This is a genomic window from Clostridium hominis (genome assembly GCF_014287825.1).
Taxonomy (GTDB): Bacteria; Bacillota; Clostridia; order Clostridiales; family Clostridiaceae; genus Clostridium; species Clostridium hominis.
Genome location: NZ_JACOOO010000025.1, coordinates 41951 through 57873, shown reverse-complemented (window position 1 = coordinate 57873; position 15923 = coordinate 41951). Strand labels below are relative to the sequence as shown.

Below are 15923 nucleotides of genomic sequence, written 5' to 3'. Positions count from 1 at the left end.
TTTATACCGCTTTAATTTTATTAACTACTTCAACTGATGCTTCAGTTGTATTTTTATCTATTGTCACTTCATTCCATGGTGAGTATGTTGGCTTTTCAAAATACTTCCTATCTACAATAGCAATAACTCTATAACTACCTTTCTTTAAATTTTCAAAAGTAACATTACCTAAATTATCAGTGTACTTAGTTTCAACTAACTTTGGAGATACACCATTAAGTACATATAGATTTATTTTTGCTGATGATATCAATGTTCTATTTTTATTAGCTAATCTTGATACTACAGTTATCTTTCCTAAAGTTTCATTATCATTTTCATCATTTTTGTCATCCTGATAATTATTATAATACCCTCTAGAGTATTCCTTGTCATAGTCATATACTTCTTGAAAAGTTGTCTCAATAACATTCTCTTTTAAAATATCATCTTGATGCTGTTCACTTCTATACTTTGAATCATTATTGTTGATATTAAATTTTTCTAAATCATCCTTATCATAATCATCATCTATTCTTATTTTCATAAAAAACCTCCAAAATGTCGTATATTGACATAATACGCATTTGGAGGTATTTTGGTGATATTTTTATTATATTAAAAGCATGTCTTTTATTTCATCAAATTCAGTTGGCTTGCTAAAATAATATCCTTGGATTATATCACAATTAATATGATTTAAATAATTAAATTGTTCTTTATTTTCTACGCCTTCTGCTACTACCTTCAAGTTCAAGTTATGAGATAGTTCTACTATACTTTTCGCAATATTATCACTCTTTTTATCTAGTCCTATCCCATCAATAAAACTCTTATCAATTTTTAATACATCTATTGGAAGTCTCCTTAAATAATTTAAAGAAGAATATCCTGTGCCAAAATCATCAAGTGCTATTGTTATTCCTAGCTTCTTCAATTTTGAAATAGTATCTATATTTTTAGACACTGACTTCATTATAACGCTTTCAGTAATCTCGAATTCTATATACTCTGGGGAAATATCATATTCATTTAATTTTTTGCATATATAATCAACAAAATTATCATCTCTTAATTGTACATCTGATATGTTTATTGCAAAATGGAACCTTTCCTTAGTAAGCAAGCTTAGCTCCTTACATTTCTTCAAACTTTTCTCTATTATAAATTTACCAATATCTATAATCATTCCACTACTTTCAGCAATAGGTATAAATTGATTGGGTGGAACAAATCCTAACTCCTTGCTGTTCCATCTTACTAATATCTCAAATCCATCAATTTTATCATTAATTAAAGATACTTTAGGTTGGAAATTTAAATAAATTTCTCCTTCACCTATAGCTTTTCTTAAAGCTTTCTCAATTTCAAATCTCCTATGTACTGAATTTAAAATACTTTCATTGAAAAATTCGTATCTATTTTTTCCATTTTCCTTAGCTTTATACATAGCTATATCAGCATACTTTAATAATGAATTTATTGAAGTAGCATTATCCGGATATATACTTATCCCTACACTAAATGAACAATATATATCTTTATTATCAATTTTAAGAGGCTTCTTGAATTCATTTATTATATTATCTAGAATTAAATTAACTTTATATAACTCTTTAATATTCTCTATAATAATTACAAATTCATCGCCACCAAATCTTGCTAAGCTATTTTCCTTTTCTAATACAGTATATAGTTTTTCACATACACTTCTAAGCACTAAATCGCCTATATAATGTCCGTATGTATCATTTATAATTTTAAAATTATCTAAATCTATAAATACCAATGCCAATTTACTATTCTCGCTACACCTAGCTATTGCTGATTGTAATTCATCCATAAAGTATCTTCTATTAGGCATACCTGTAACATCATCGTAATAGCTCATAAAATGAATTTCCATTTCACTTTGCTTTCTCTTCGTAATATCCGATAAGGATCCATATATATTTATTTCGCCATTATCAACGATTACTTTTTTACCTTTGCTATTAATCCATGTTGTCTTATTATCTTTTGTCAATATTCTATACTCAACTTCATAAAATTCACTAGTGGAATCTACAAGAACTTTATTGATGACTCTAGAGTAATTTTCTTTATCTCCAGGATGAATAATATCTAGCCATTCATTATAAGGAACTATAATCTCTCGATCATAACTATGTACATTTATATATTTTTTTATCTTACTATCAAAATTTATTATACCTTTTTTAAAATTTAGACAAAAAACTATATCTTTAGAACCTTCTATAACCTGCTTATATTTTTCAAAGCTATCTTGCATTACAATATCTTTTATTCTCTTTTCAGTTACATCGTTTAAAACTCCTGTTAAATAGAAAACTCCTCCCTTTATCTTTCCTTTACCCCTATATGAAAGATACTTAATGGCTCCTTCAAAGTCCTTAACTCTATACGAAAGCACCAAATCTACCTTCAATCTATTAAGGCAAACATTATCTATTTCTCTCTTTACTTTCTCCCTATCTTCATCTAGTACATATTTATACCATTCTTCACACTTTAAATAATTGTTATCTATACTTAATAAAGACGTCATCATATCCGAAATATATATTTTACCCGTCTTTTCATCCCATTCCCATACAGCTCCGTTCATTGCCTCTATAGCCATAACATATCTTTCAGCACTAATCCTAAGTTCATCTTCTTTTTCTTTTACTTCGCTTTTTCTTCTTTCATTTATATAAACTATACTTATAATTGCAAATATCCCGAATAGCTTTGTAATGTAAATCTTATCACTAAGTAAAATCAATATACCTATAGCAAAAATTACAACCCCGTCTAAAAATTTTTTTACTCTATTATTTATCATATTTTTCCCCATAACTTATAATAGTTTATAGTTTAATTATACCATATTTTCTCATAATAATACAATTAATCTAAATATGTATAAGAGTAAAACAAAATACGAAGGATATCTCCTTCGTATTTTGTATATATTTATTCAAATTTTGAAATAATTACGTTTAATAATACTCCCACAATACTTGCTAAGCTTAATCCTGATATGCTTACAGCATCTGTTATTTTTATTCCTATAGCCGTACCAAATATATTTCCTGAAAGTCCTATTAAAAGAATAGTTCCCATTATAATTATGTTTACTATGTTCAATTTAACTTTCTCTCTTTTTATAGTTTGTAAACCTACTATAGCTATCATTGAGAATAACATTAAACTAATTCCACCCATAACAGCACTTGGTATAGTTCTTATAGCTGCGCCTACTTTATCTACAAATCCTAAAATTATTGCGAATACTGCTGCTAATCTTAATATTGCTGGATTATAGTTCTTAGTTATTGCTAATACTCCTGTATTTTCACCATAAGTTGTATTTGCAGGTCCACCTACAAATGACGCTGCTAAAGTAGCCAATCCATCACCTAATAATGTTCTATTTAAACCTGGATCCTCAACAAAGTTCTTACCTACAACTTCACCGTTTGTAGTTATATCTCCAACATGCTCCATTAATACTGCTAGTACTACTGGTACTACTATTAATATTGCTGACATATCAAACTTTGGTAATGTAAAGTTTGGTACTGCTATAAAGCTAGCATTTTGTATTGCTGCTACATCAACTAAGTTTAATCCTAAACTTATACAATACCCAACTACTACTCCTACTAATATTGCTACCTGCTTTAAGAATCCTTTTCCAAATGTTTTTATAATTAATGTTACTGCTAAGGTTATTACTGCTACCATTAATGCTGTTGAAGCACCTGCTTGTCCAGCTACTAAACCATTAACGCCTGCCATGTCTAAAGCTGTTGGTATTAGATTTAATCCAATAACCATAATCATTGGTCCTACAACTCTAGCTGGTAATACTTTTCTTATTTTATCTAATCCAATTTTTTTGATTAAGAATGAAATTGCTATATAAATTAATCCAACTACAACCATTCCACCTTGTGCATATCTTAAATCCCCATTAAATTGTGCTCCTACAGCAACAATTACTGGTATGAATGCAAAAGATGAACCTAAGAATACCGGCACCTTCCCTTTTGTGCATGCATGGAATATAAGCGTTCCCATTCCTGCTGAGAATAATGCTACTGATGGATCTAAACCTGTTAATATAGGTACTAAAACAGTTGCTCCAAACATCGCTATAAGATGTTGAATTGCTAAAACCCCATTCATTAATCCTTCTGTTATTTTTTTTACACCACTTTTTTCTGTCGTTAATTTTTCAGTTATTTGTGCCATAGATGCACCCTCCTTACATTTTATTAAGGAGAAATTTAACTTTCTCCCTTTTCAGCCTCTCTGGACTGCTTTTAAAGGCTATATAAAAAGCTCCTTACCATCGGTAAGAAGCTATAATAATCCCGTAAAATTATGTACTAAGTTTCATTTCTTACCGATCTCTCTGGATCAATTTAAAGACTATTTTCTTATTCATTATATTAAACGCACATTATTTTTGCAACATTTTTTTGTTTGTATTTTAATTTTATTTTTTTTATAGTACATACTAAACATATATTTATATGAAAGGATATGGAGATAATATGAAAAAAATATTTTTATTTAAAAATTTAATTATTATGTTTATAACTGTATTGTTACTTAATTTTTCTAGTTCAGTTCTTTGTGATGACGAGTTTCTAGAGTCAAAAGAAAAAGAGATATATCTTACCTTTGATGATGGTCCTAGTGGAAAAGTTACCTCAGAGATTTTAGATGTTCTTAAATCAGAAGGTGTTCCTGCAACCTTCTTTATAATAGGGAATCAAATAGATAATCAAGAAGATCTTATCTTAAGAATGAGAGATGAAGGTCATGGTATAGGCTTACATAGCTATACACACGAAAGAAATAATCTTTATTCAAATAATGATGGATTTATAAACGAAATGTTAAAAGTACAAAAAAGACTATATGACGTAACAGGTGAATCTTATACTATACTAAGATTTCCCTTTGGTTCAACTAACAATACTTATACATTAACAGCTTCAATGGTTGACCTTGTTCACAATAATGGATTTAAGATATATGATTGGACCCAAGATACCTTAGACGGCGCAAACCCCAAATCTTCACCAGACTCAATATATTCACATGCAATATCTGATAAAGATTCAATAGTTTTATTAATGCACTGTGCTAATGTAAACAAAACATCACCACAAGCATTACCTCAAATAATAAAATATTATAAAGATAAAGGATATACCTTTAAAAAGATAACAGAGGAAACTCCAGAACTTTATAGACTAAAGAAATAAAGTGCGAAACACTTCAATGGAAAATTATAAATGATAAATTATAAATTAAGGAAAATTTCCTTGAGAGGAATTAAAAAAAGAAACTGCCTTAGCAGTTTCCACCTTAATTTAGAATTATGATTTTATAATTTTTCATTAAATAAAGTGCTTCGCACTTTTATTCAATTATGACTTTTCTTATTTATACCACCTTGTTGCTACGCAAGTTCCATTCTTTTTTGTTTAATAGGCTTAAGCACCATAAATATGAATATTGTAACTAATATTAAACCTTTAATTATACTTGTTAAACTTATAGCCCACCAAACTCCGTTTATTCCAAGAAGATTTGCTTGAGATAAGTATAACGCTAATGGTATTCTCATCCCTGTAAATACTATTCCTACTACTGAAGGAGGTATTGTCTTTCCAACTCCGAAGAACGCTCCTGCTGTAGTTATTTCAATACACATAAATAATTGTGAGTATCCTAGTATTCTTAAGTACTCAGCACCTTGTATTATTGCCTCTTGCTCTTGAATAAATATAGAGAATATTTGCTTACCAAATACAATTAAAAGAAATGATGTTACTACTCCAAGAGATAATGATAAAATTAAAGTATATTTATATCCATCTTCAACTCTCTTATATTTTTTAGCACCATAATTTTGACCAGTAAAAGCTGTTAACGCCGATGCAAAACCGCCTGCTGTCATCCATGATATAGATTCAACTTGTGATCCAACCTTTTGGACAGCTATTGGTACTGGTCCCCATGTTGCAACTATTCTTCCTATTAACATTCCAAAGAAAGAAAATAAGCAATTTTGTAACGCATTAGGAGTTCCCCATTTAGTTATTTCTTTCATACAAGCAAAGTCTATATACTTCTTGTCCCAAACCTTTAATCTATATCCTTCTTTTATAAATACATATATAAATATTGATGTTACTACAAATTGTGCAAACACAGTCGCCACAGCAGCACCTACTACACCTAAAGGTCTTATAGGCCCAAATCCAAATATTAATATTGGATCTAATATTATATTTATAATTAATCCTATTGTATTTGCTATAAATGGTGTCTTACTATTTCCCTCTGCAGTAATTATCCCAGTAAACTGTGGATTTAAAAAAGAAAATATCATTCCTATACTTATTATTATAAGGTAGCTAACAGCCATAGATATTATCTCAGGATCATTTAAGTTAAAAAATCCAATTAATCCATCTTTAAAAATTAAAAGTATTAAAGTATATATAATTGCGATAACAATAGCCATTGTTAAACTATTATAAACATATTTTTCTCTTAAACTATTATCCTTCTTCCCAACAGCTTGTGATACTCCCACTTCTGCTCCAGTTTTAGTTACCAACACTAAAGAACTACCAAACCACGCAAAAAATCCTGCTGTTCCAATTGCAGCAACCGCAGCACTTCCAACTCTACCTATCCATATCATATCTACCATACTATAAGCCATTTGTATAAATGATGTTCCTAATATAGGTAATGATAACGCAAATAAAGTCTTAAAAATATTTCCCGACACTAAATCTACCTTTTTTTTCATCTTGCCCTCCTCATAAGTTGGTCCAAAAAATAAAAAGACGAAAATCGCCTTTTTTATTTAACCACACAACTATAAAAATAAAATAATTTAAATTGCTTATTTATTATCTCGATTTTCTTGTTGCTCTTGTTGCTTTTTATCATTAATTAATGTAGCAACTAACGCAGCACTTGCAGCTACTAATATTGCTATTTTCCCTGTTTTTTTGATTCCCATATCTAAATCTCAATCCTTTCAATTGATATTTTAAAATATAATATATTCCATTATACATTAAGCATAATTCAAAATCTATTAAAGTTTCTTTAATTTAATTCTATTTTTTTCTTTACTTAAATTGATTTATGCTATTTTGATAAAAATATCCTGACTTGTTTAATTTCTCTTCTAATTCACTTCTATTTATATCTATATCATCACAAAACATATCTAAAGATGAGTAAAAATCTCTAAGCTTTAGATTTAATATGCTAACCAACATATGCGGATCCATATTTAAAATAGTTTCTCTGTCCATCTCGTTCTCTCCCCTATATCTTATAAAGTTTACATGTAAACTCATCATCTTCTATTTCAATTATAGCAAAATTAACCTTCCCTCCAATAGCTAATCCTAAAGAACCTGGATTTAATATTTTTTTACCATAAAAGTTCTCTATAAATAACTGTATGTGAGTATGTCCAAAACATATTATGTCCATTCCATCTGGATAATCATCCATAAACTCATTAAATGTTCCACCATTATATATTAAAGGTGCACACTTATTTGAACTCGGTCTACTATGTACCATAAGTATCTTTTTACCTTCAACCTCTACAACACGTTCTTTAGGCTGAGTTTTTATCCACTCAACATACTTTTTATCTATTTCTGTTGCAAAGTCTCCTATTTCTAAACAATATGCTTCATCATGGTTACCAATTATACTTTCAAATCTAGAATCATTCATTATATGATCCATTATTTTATCAGGGTCTTTCCCCCTAACAAAATCCCCTAAATTTAACACTTTATTTATACCTTCAGCATCTATTATTTCTAAAAATCTATTAAAAGCTTCAATATTACCATGTATATCTGAGCAAATCGCCACTTTCATAACATCACCCTTTTTTCTCGTTTTAATATATATTATACAAATTAAGCTAAAGTATATCTATACTTTAGCTTAATTTATAATTATTAATCATGTTTTTTTTGATTGCTTATTGCTGGTACTGGTGGTACATCATTTTTCTTTGGTGGTTGGAAATTATCATTTTCCCAAGTTGCTCTTTGACCTTTTTTTGCCATAGAATCACCTCCTACTTTCATAATTTAGTATGAGGATAATTCGAATAAATTATTACCACCTTTTTTTGAATTAAAATTTTATCTATCTTCTTTTAAACTAAAATAAATTTTAAAACAAATATTATTCCAACTATAACTGTTGTAAATGAAATATCTTTATATTTTCCTGTAAATAATTTTAGTGCTATATATGAAATTACTCCAAACACTATACCATCTGATATTGAATATGCAAATGGCATCATTATTATTGTTAAGAAAGCCGGTACAGCCTCTGTATAATCTTCTAAATCAATTTCTTTTATCGTCTCAATCATAAATAATCCAACTATAACTAAAGCTGATGCAGTTACAGCAGGAGTTATAACTCCAAAAAGTGGTGCAAAGAATAGTGCTATTCCAAACATAGCTGCTGTTGCAACTGCTGTTAGTCCAGTTCTTCCACCTTCAGCCACTCCAGCTGCACTTTCCACAAAAGTACTAACTGTACTAGTACCTAAACAAGCACCGACAGTAGTTCCTATAGCATCTGCAAAAAGAGCCTTTTTAATATTAGGAACTCTTCCATTTTCATCCAACATTTTAGCCTTTGTTGCGACACCTACTAAAGTACCTATTGTATCAAACATATCCATAAATAATAAGGTAAATAAAACTATTACCATATCAAAGCTAAATATATTATGCCATTCAAATTGCATAAATGTGCTTGATATTGATGGTGGCATACTTACTATACTTTCTGGCATAGGAGTAACTCCCATTGGTATTCCTATAACAGTAGTTATAACCATTCCTAAGAATAATGCCCCTTTTACTTTTCTAGCTACTAATATACCTGTTATTACTATTCCTATTATAGCTAATAATCCTGGTCCTGATATTATATTACCTAATGATACTATAGTTCCTCCATCAGCAGGATGTACTACTATGCCAGCTCCTTCTAATCCTATTAATGCTATAAATAAACCTATACCTACCGAAATTGCTTTCTTTATATTTGCTGGAATTGAATCCACAATTGCTTCTCTTACATTAAATATTGTTAACAATATAAATATTAAACCTTCTAGTAAAACTGCTGTTAAAGCAAATTGGTATGAATACCCCATACCTAAAACTACTGTAAATGCAAAGAATGCATTTAACCCCATCCCTGGAGCTTGTGCAAATGGTAGTTTAGCATAAAGTCCCATTATTAATGTTCCTATTATTGCTGATACTGCTGTAGCTGTAAATACTGCCCCTTGGTCCATACCTGCCGCAGACAATATGCTTGGATTTACTATTAATATATAAGCCATTGTCATAAAGGTTGTAATACCTGCTACTACTTCTGTCCTTACATTAGTATTGTTTTCTTTAAGTCTAAAAAACTTATCCATCTTTCTCCACCTTTATTAAAGTTTTTGTGCACATACTATAATACTATACATTCGACAATTTTCAAGCTTTTTCGCGAACATTTTTTTATTAATTTAAATAATAGTTCATAATTTGGCGTAATATTTTATCTTTACCTTTTCCTAAAAAAGTGTATAATATACTTATAAATGCAAACTATTCTCATTTGAATTTAGGAGGACAAGAATGAAAAGAAAATTTACTAAAGTTACATCCCTATTATTACTAACATTAATAATGTTTATGGGATGCGGCTCTTCAAAGGAAAAATCAAACAATACATCAAGCGATAAAATTAATATAGTTACATCTTTTTATCCAATATATATTTCTACTTTAAATATAATTAAGGATGTGCCTAATGTTAATTTAATTAATATGACTAAAGCACAGACTGGTTGCCTACACGATTACCAATTAGCACCTGAAGACTTAAAAACTTTATCTACATCAGATATATTTGTAGTAAACGGAGCTGGTATGGAAGGTTTCCTTGATAAAGTTATATCTAATGAAAAAGATTTAGATATAGTGGATGCTAGTGAAGGTATTCAGCTATTAACTGCCGATGCTGAAGGACATAGTCATGATGACGAAGATCCTAATCACGATCACGAAGATAATCCCCATGTTTGGGTAAGTATAAGTAACAATATTAAACAAGTACAAAATATAGCAGATGGATTAGCTAAATATGATCCTGTTAATGCAGATAAATATAAAGCAAATGCAAAAGAATACATAAGTAAACTTGAATCTTTAAAATCAGAAATGCAAGAAGGTATAAACTCTCTTCCAAATCGTAATATAATTACGTTCCACGAAGCATTCCCTTACTTTGCTGAGGAATTTGATCTTAATATAGTTGGAGTTATAGCTTTAGAACCTGGAACAGAACCTTCTCCAAAAGAATTAGAAGAGACTATTGAGCTTGCCAAAAACAATAATGTAAAAGCTTTATTTACTGAACCTCAATACACAGCTAAAGCAGCTACTACTATTTCAAAGGAAGCTGGTGTTCCTATATATACTTTAGACCCTATAGTTACCGGTGACTCTAACCCTGATTCTTATAATGATTATATTAATAAGATGAAACAAAATCTTGAAACTTTAAAAGAGGCGTTAAAATAATGGAAAACTTGAATTATTCTAATCATAATAAATGCTCAGATTTCTGTTGTACTAAAGTTGAAAACTTATCAGTTACTATTGGTACAAACAAAATTTTAGAAGATATTAACCTTCACTTTCATTGTGGAGAATTAACTTCAATAATCGGACCTAATGGAGCTGGTAAAAGTACGCTTTTGAAGGCTTTATTAGGCGAGATTAAACATACTGGAAAATTAACTTACGTAGGTACTTCATCAAAAGGAGTAACAACTCCTATTATTGGTTATGTCCCTCAATATTTAAACTTTGATTTAAGTACACCTGCAAGTGTCCTTGATTTGTTCATAGCTTGTAACTCAAAAGCTCCTGTTTGGCTATATTCTTCAAAAAAATACAGAAATAAAGTTTCTGAAAGTCTCTCAAGAGTAAAAGCAGAATACTTAATAGATAGGAAGCTAGGAGCTTTATCTGGCGGAGAACTTCAAAGAGTTCTATTAGCATTAGCTTTAGATCCTATGCCTAATATTTTACTTCTTGATGAGCCAGTATCTGGAATTGATCAAAACGGACTTGAATTATTCTATGATATATTAATGGATGTAAAATCAAAATATGATTTATCTATTATACTAGTATCTCATGACTTAGACTTAGTTGCTAAATATGCAGATAAGGTTGTTTTATTAAAAGGTACTGTTCTTTGTAGTGGAACGCCTAAAGAAGTTTTTACAAATAAAACTACAAGCAAAATCTTTGGATTGTCTTGGTACGATGAAGATGATTCTAAAAATAAAGGAGGTAAAAAATAATGCTAGAATCTTTATATAGATTTATAGATATCATACTTCCATTTCAATGGGTACAATATGATTTTATGAAAAATGCATTAATTGCTGTTTTATTAGTTACTCCTTTATTTGGAATACTAGGTACTATGGTTGTTAATAACAAAATGGCTTTCTTTGCTGATTCTTTAGGACACGGTGCTTTTACTGGAATCGCAATAGGAATACTTGTTGGTGGAATAAGCCCAACTTGGGGCGCTACTATATTCTCAATATTTTTTGCAATTGCAATTACATTAATAAAAAATAAAGGTAATTCTTCAACAGATACTATAATAGGAGTATTTTCTTCTATAGCTATTGCTTTAGGATTAGTTCTTATGAGCTTAGGAGGAAATATGAATAAATTCTCATCTTATTTAGTTGGAGATCTGTTAAGTATTTCACCTAAAGAAATATTAATGTTAGTAGTATTATTTGTAGTTATTTTATTAATTTGGTCATTTATATTTAATAAACTACTTTTAGTTAGTATTAATAGTTCTCTAGCCAAAAGTCGTGGAACTAACAATTTATTAATTGAATTGTTATTTACTATAACAATAGCTGTTGTTGTTACTATAACAGTTAATTGGGTAGGCCTTTTAATAATTAACTCACTTTTAGTTTTACCTGCAGCAGCTGCACGCAATGTTTCAAAAAACATACGTCAATACCACTTAATCTCAATCTTAATATCTATATCATCAGGTATTATTGGTTTAGTATTATCTTATTATTTAAATACTGTTACTGGTGCAACTATAGTATTAATTTCAGCAGTAATGTTCTTTATCACTTTAGGTTATAAGCAAAAATTTGTATAAATTTATTAAACTCTTTGTCCTAAGGTCTATAAGATGTTATTATAAATCTATTATACTTTGAAAGGGTGGGGATTTTGAATAATAAACCTAACTTCAGCAATTTGTTGAAATGCAAAGGGCTTAAAGTTACTAAACATAGAAATTCAGTATTAGAAGTTATCGAAAGCAGTAACAGACCAGTTACAGCTGAGGATATTTATATTATTCTTAAGCAAAAAGATATTTCTATAAATCTATCTTCTATTTATAGAATTCTAGATACACTTGTTGCTAATTCTTTAATAAATAAATTTATTTTTGAAGAAACTAATAAGACTTGTTACGAAATGAACGATATGCAACATAAACATTATCTTATATGTAATGGCTGTAAAAAAGTATTTCCTATCTCCGGTTGCCCTCTTCATGCTTATGAGTCACAACTTGAAGATACGTTAGACTTTACAATTACAAATCATAAACTTGAGATTTATGGATACTGCAAAGATTGCAAAAAAAAATAAAGTGCGAAGCACTTTATTTAGTTAAAAGTTAAGAGTGTAAAGTTAGAAGTTTAGAAATAAAGTCAAAAACTGCATAGCAGTTTTATCCATAACTTTTCACTTTTAACTCTTCACTATTAACTCACCTTAATCCCTTCTTCAATTAAAAATTCTTTAAGATCATCAACTATCTCATCCATATTTCTTAAAATACTTCTATCACATGTACAGGAATTTTCTATTAATGTATTTATCCCTTCACTCAATAACTTTGGTATCTTCTTACACTTAGAGTTAATTATTGATATTAACCTTTTATCTCCAGGATGAGGCATTTCATTAACAGCAAAAACCACATCAAAGTAGCTATCTAAGAACTTACATATTTTATGACTTACACTTATTAAATCTCCCCTATTTATAGCCTTATCTATTTGATTATAATAAGATGCTATACTATCTCTTAGAATATAATAATTTTTATCTATAATATTCAATTTTAATTTTTCAGGATAAGCTACCCTATATCTCTTTTGAAGATTTTTAAAAGTATTTTCCTTATCATAAGCTATAAACGCTCCTGAAACTACCTTCCATAAACATGTTGTATATCCTACAGATGCTTTACACTTATCAACAACATTAAATAGATTTTCTTTTAATGTATCAAGTGTATAGTAACTTACATCTATTTGCGTTGTTGAATTTCTTAATATAAAGATATCTTTTTCTCCATACTTTCCACTATTAGTTTCAATAGTATCCGAAAACTTCTTTAAAATTTCTCTTCTACTATTAATATCAATTTCATCTTTTAAAATCACATCAACATCTATATCATAAAAAAAATCATTTTTCCCACTAGCCCCTGATCCTGTTAATGTTATTGCCAACACTTCATCGAACCTTTTGTACTCGTTTACAAGTTGGTAAACTATCATATTAACTCCCATACTCTCACCCCAATTTAATATATTCACTTTAGAAGATATAAAAACTCATATCTTCTAAAGCTATAAATTTATTTTGCGATAAGTACATAAGCAGATTTCGCTTTAACATTAAGTCTATAATCTGTTATTTCCCTTATCTCATCTATACCTGCTTTTTCTTCGTTTACAACTAAACTCCACTTCCTATGTGGTATATTAACTTGTACATCTTTGTTATTGCTATTGAAGATTACTAAAATATCATTTTTCTCATCTATTTTCCCTTTAGTATTTAATATATATGCAACAACATTACTATCTGTGAACTCTTTTCCATTTTCTAAAAATTTAATATTATCATTTATGTCCTTATTTGAATCCATTCTAAAAGCTTTGTATGTTTTTCTTAATTTAATTAACCCTTTATAATATTCCATTAAGTCTTTATATTTCTCTCTTCTATCCCATCTTATCTTGTTTACATAATCAGAAGATTCAAAACTATTTTCTATAAGTCGTCCTTCTTCATCTTCTTTAGTTCTAGCTATTTCTTCACCAGCATGAATAAAACTTATTCCTTGTGAAGTTAAGACTATAGCTGCTGATAATTTATTCATCTTTATAAGTTCATCTTCTGATAAATCTTTGCTTACTGTTTGTATTTTATCCCATAATGTTAAATTGTCATGAGCTGAAGCATATGTTACAGTTTGATAAGGTTCATTAGCCCAAAACTCTCTAGCATACATAGCTTTATTAACATCTACTTCCGGATGTTTCGTAGATGCCACTACTGCAAATTTAATAGCTTCCTCAAGGCCTTCTCCTCCATTTATAAACCCAGCCTCCTCTTCATAAAAAACATGTCCTTTTATACCATCCCTACAGTCATCACTAAATGCAGCTATTTGCATTTCATCATATTTGAATGTATTTTTCTTTAATGCGGCTTTATCCTCTGGCAAAGGTGTTGCTCCACCAACCCATCCTTCACCGTATACTATTATAGACTTATCTATTTTATCTAATTCTTCTCTTATTTCCTTCATAGTTTCAATATCATGTAATCCCATAAGATCAAATCTAAAACCATCTATATGATATTCCTTTGCCCAATACACTACAGAATCTACCATATATTTTCTAAACATATATCTATCAGATGCAGTTTCATTTCCACAAGCCGATCCATCTGTATAATTTCCCTCTTCATCTTCCCTATAATAATATTTAGGAACAGCTAAATTTAGAAATGAATTTAAATCATAAGTATGATTATAAACCACATCCATAACAACTCTTAATCCTTCTTTGTGTAACTTCTGTACTAGCTCCTTAAATTCTTTTATTCTTACTTCTCCTTTATAAGGATTAATTGAATATGAACCTTCAGGAACATTATAATTCTTAGGATCATATCCCCAATTAAATTGTGGTATATGAAGCTTAGTCTCATCTACTGATCCATAGTCGAAAGCAGGCAAAAGATGAATATGAGTAAATCCCATTTCTTTCAAATGATTTAATGGTGTCTTATCTTGAATAAATCCTTTGAACTTACCTCTTAAATTAACTTCTACACCTGATGATTCATCTATTGTAAAATCTCTCACATGGACTTCATATATTATTGTATCTGTCCAGCTTTTTAATTCTGGCTTCTTATCTTCATTCCATCCATCTGGATTAGTAGAATATAAATCTACTACCATAGATCTATTACCATTAACCCCTACAGCTTTCGCATATGGGTCCACTAACTCCTTCTCTTCTCTATCTATATTAACTATATAATTATAAAATTCTCCGCTTAAATCTCCTTCAACTTCTAATGTCCAAGTTCCTTTAATATCTTTATCCATTCTTACTACTTTTTTAGCCTCGCAAGTATAGTTATAAGGGTCTTTACCATAAAAAGCGATTTTAACTTCTTCTGCAGTAGGTGCCCATAATATAAATTTTGTTTTATTCTTAGAATATATTGATCCTAATTTCCCATCATAATTATATAAATCTTGAAATTCTTTACTTTCAAAATACTTTTTTACATCTACAACTTCTCTCATCTTCATAATATGATCCTCAACTCTTTCTTAAGTTCTCCGGAAACGATTCCAGTTATTTTTTCAGCTTACTCTTATTTGCTTCTCAATACTATTTTATTATATCATATTTTATTCCCTAATAATGTTAAATATTAATATATTTT

General features: G+C 29.2%; 14 protein-coding genes. 5 read left to right on the top strand and 9 right to left on the bottom strand.

The annotated features are described in order from the left end of the window. Position 1 precedes the first annotated feature (1 nt). From H8S20_RS11760 to H8S20_RS11750, 3 genes are all read right to left on the bottom strand, one after another. Positions 2-526 carry a calcium-binding protein gene (locus H8S20_RS11760; RefSeq protein ID WP_186860236.1) on the bottom strand — a complete coding sequence of 175 codons (525 nt, stop codon included), beginning with the start codon at positions 524-526 and terminating at the stop codon, positions 2-4. Positions 527-592: 66 nt separating this feature from the next. Beyond that, positions 593-2827 (bottom strand): sensor domain-containing protein, encoded by a 2235-nt coding sequence (locus H8S20_RS11755; RefSeq protein ID WP_243177645.1) that lies wholly within the window; start codon positions 2825-2827, stop codon positions 593-595. Positions 2828-2958: 131 nt separating this feature from the next. After that, complete coding sequence (locus tag H8S20_RS11750; protein WP_186860235.1) at positions 2959-4242, bottom strand: uracil-xanthine permease family protein; 1284 nt, start codon at positions 4240-4242, stop codon at positions 2959-2961. A 305-nt stretch (positions 4243-4547) separates the two neighbouring features. Between H8S20_RS11750 and H8S20_RS11745 the strand changes: the two genes are divergently transcribed. After that, positions 4548-5267, top strand: coding sequence for a polysaccharide deacetylase family protein (locus H8S20_RS11745; protein WP_186860234.1), 720 nt, complete (start codon positions 4548-4550; stop codon positions 5265-5267). Between the two features lie 197 nt (positions 5268-5464). On the opposite strand, the gene H8S20_RS11740 is transcribed toward H8S20_RS11745, so the two are convergent. From H8S20_RS11740 to H8S20_RS11725, 4 genes are all read right to left on the bottom strand, one after another. Beyond that, positions 5465-6829: an MATE family efflux transporter gene (locus H8S20_RS11740; protein WP_186860233.1), complete on the bottom strand. Its 1365-nt coding sequence runs from the start codon at positions 6827-6829 to the stop codon at positions 5465-5467. A gap of 328 nt (positions 6830-7157) precedes the next feature. Beyond that, positions 7158-7346 carry a DUF4250 domain-containing protein gene (locus H8S20_RS11735; protein WP_032119603.1) on the bottom strand — a complete coding sequence of 63 codons (189 nt, stop codon included), beginning with the start codon at positions 7344-7346 and terminating at the stop codon, positions 7158-7160. A gap of 13 nt (positions 7347-7359) precedes the next feature. Then, positions 7360-7932 carry a metallophosphoesterase family protein gene (locus H8S20_RS11730; protein ID WP_032119582.1) on the bottom strand — a complete coding sequence of 191 codons (573 nt, stop codon included), beginning with the start codon at positions 7930-7932 and terminating at the stop codon, positions 7360-7362. A 286-nt stretch (positions 7933-8218) separates the two neighbouring features. Further along, complete coding sequence (locus H8S20_RS11725) at positions 8219-9514, bottom strand: NCS2 family permease (RefSeq protein WP_186860232.1); 1296 nt, start codon at positions 9512-9514, stop codon at positions 8219-8221. Between the two features lie 205 nt (positions 9515-9719). Between H8S20_RS11725 and H8S20_RS11720 the strand changes: the two genes are divergently transcribed. The 4 genes from H8S20_RS11720 to H8S20_RS11705 all read left to right on the top strand — a co-directional run bounded on the left by H8S20_RS11720 (position 9720) and on the right by H8S20_RS11705 (position 12803). Further along, the gene (locus tag H8S20_RS11720; RefSeq protein WP_186860231.1) at positions 9720-10667 is read left to right on the top strand and encodes a metal ABC transporter substrate-binding protein; all 948 of its coding nucleotides are present in this window, start codon (positions 9720-9722) and stop codon (positions 10665-10667) included. Continuing rightward, positions 10667-11458: a metal ABC transporter ATP-binding protein gene (locus tag H8S20_RS11715; protein ID WP_032119585.1), complete on the top strand. Its 792-nt coding sequence runs from the start codon at positions 10667-10669 to the stop codon at positions 11456-11458. The genes H8S20_RS11720 and H8S20_RS11715 overlap by 1 nt, the downstream gene beginning before the upstream one ends. Further along, positions 11458-12300, top strand: coding sequence for a metal ABC transporter permease (locus H8S20_RS11710; protein ID WP_186860230.1), 843 nt, complete (start codon positions 11458-11460; stop codon positions 12298-12300). Before H8S20_RS11715 ends, H8S20_RS11710 begins: the two co-directional genes overlap by 1 nt. Positions 12301-12365: 65 nt before the next feature. Beyond that, positions 12366-12803: a Fur family transcriptional regulator gene (locus tag H8S20_RS11705; protein ID WP_366456139.1), complete on the top strand. Its 438-nt coding sequence runs from the start codon at positions 12366-12368 to the stop codon at positions 12801-12803. 116 nt (positions 12804-12919) lie between these two features. Here the strand turns inward: H8S20_RS11705 and H8S20_RS11700 are convergent, their stop codons facing one another. Together H8S20_RS11700 and pulA are read right to left on the bottom strand one after the other, a co-directional pair. Further along, positions 12920-13723 carry a DUF4037 domain-containing protein gene (locus H8S20_RS11700; RefSeq protein ID WP_186860229.1) on the bottom strand — a complete coding sequence of 268 codons (804 nt, stop codon included), beginning with the start codon at positions 13721-13723 and terminating at the stop codon, positions 12920-12922. An 80-nt stretch (positions 13724-13803) separates the two neighbouring features. Next, the gene (gene pulA, locus H8S20_RS11695; RefSeq protein ID WP_186860228.1) at positions 13804-15786 is read right to left on the bottom strand and encodes a type I pullulanase; all 1983 of its coding nucleotides are present in this window, start codon (positions 15784-15786) and stop codon (positions 13804-13806) included. Positions 15787-15923: the final 137 nt, after the last annotated feature.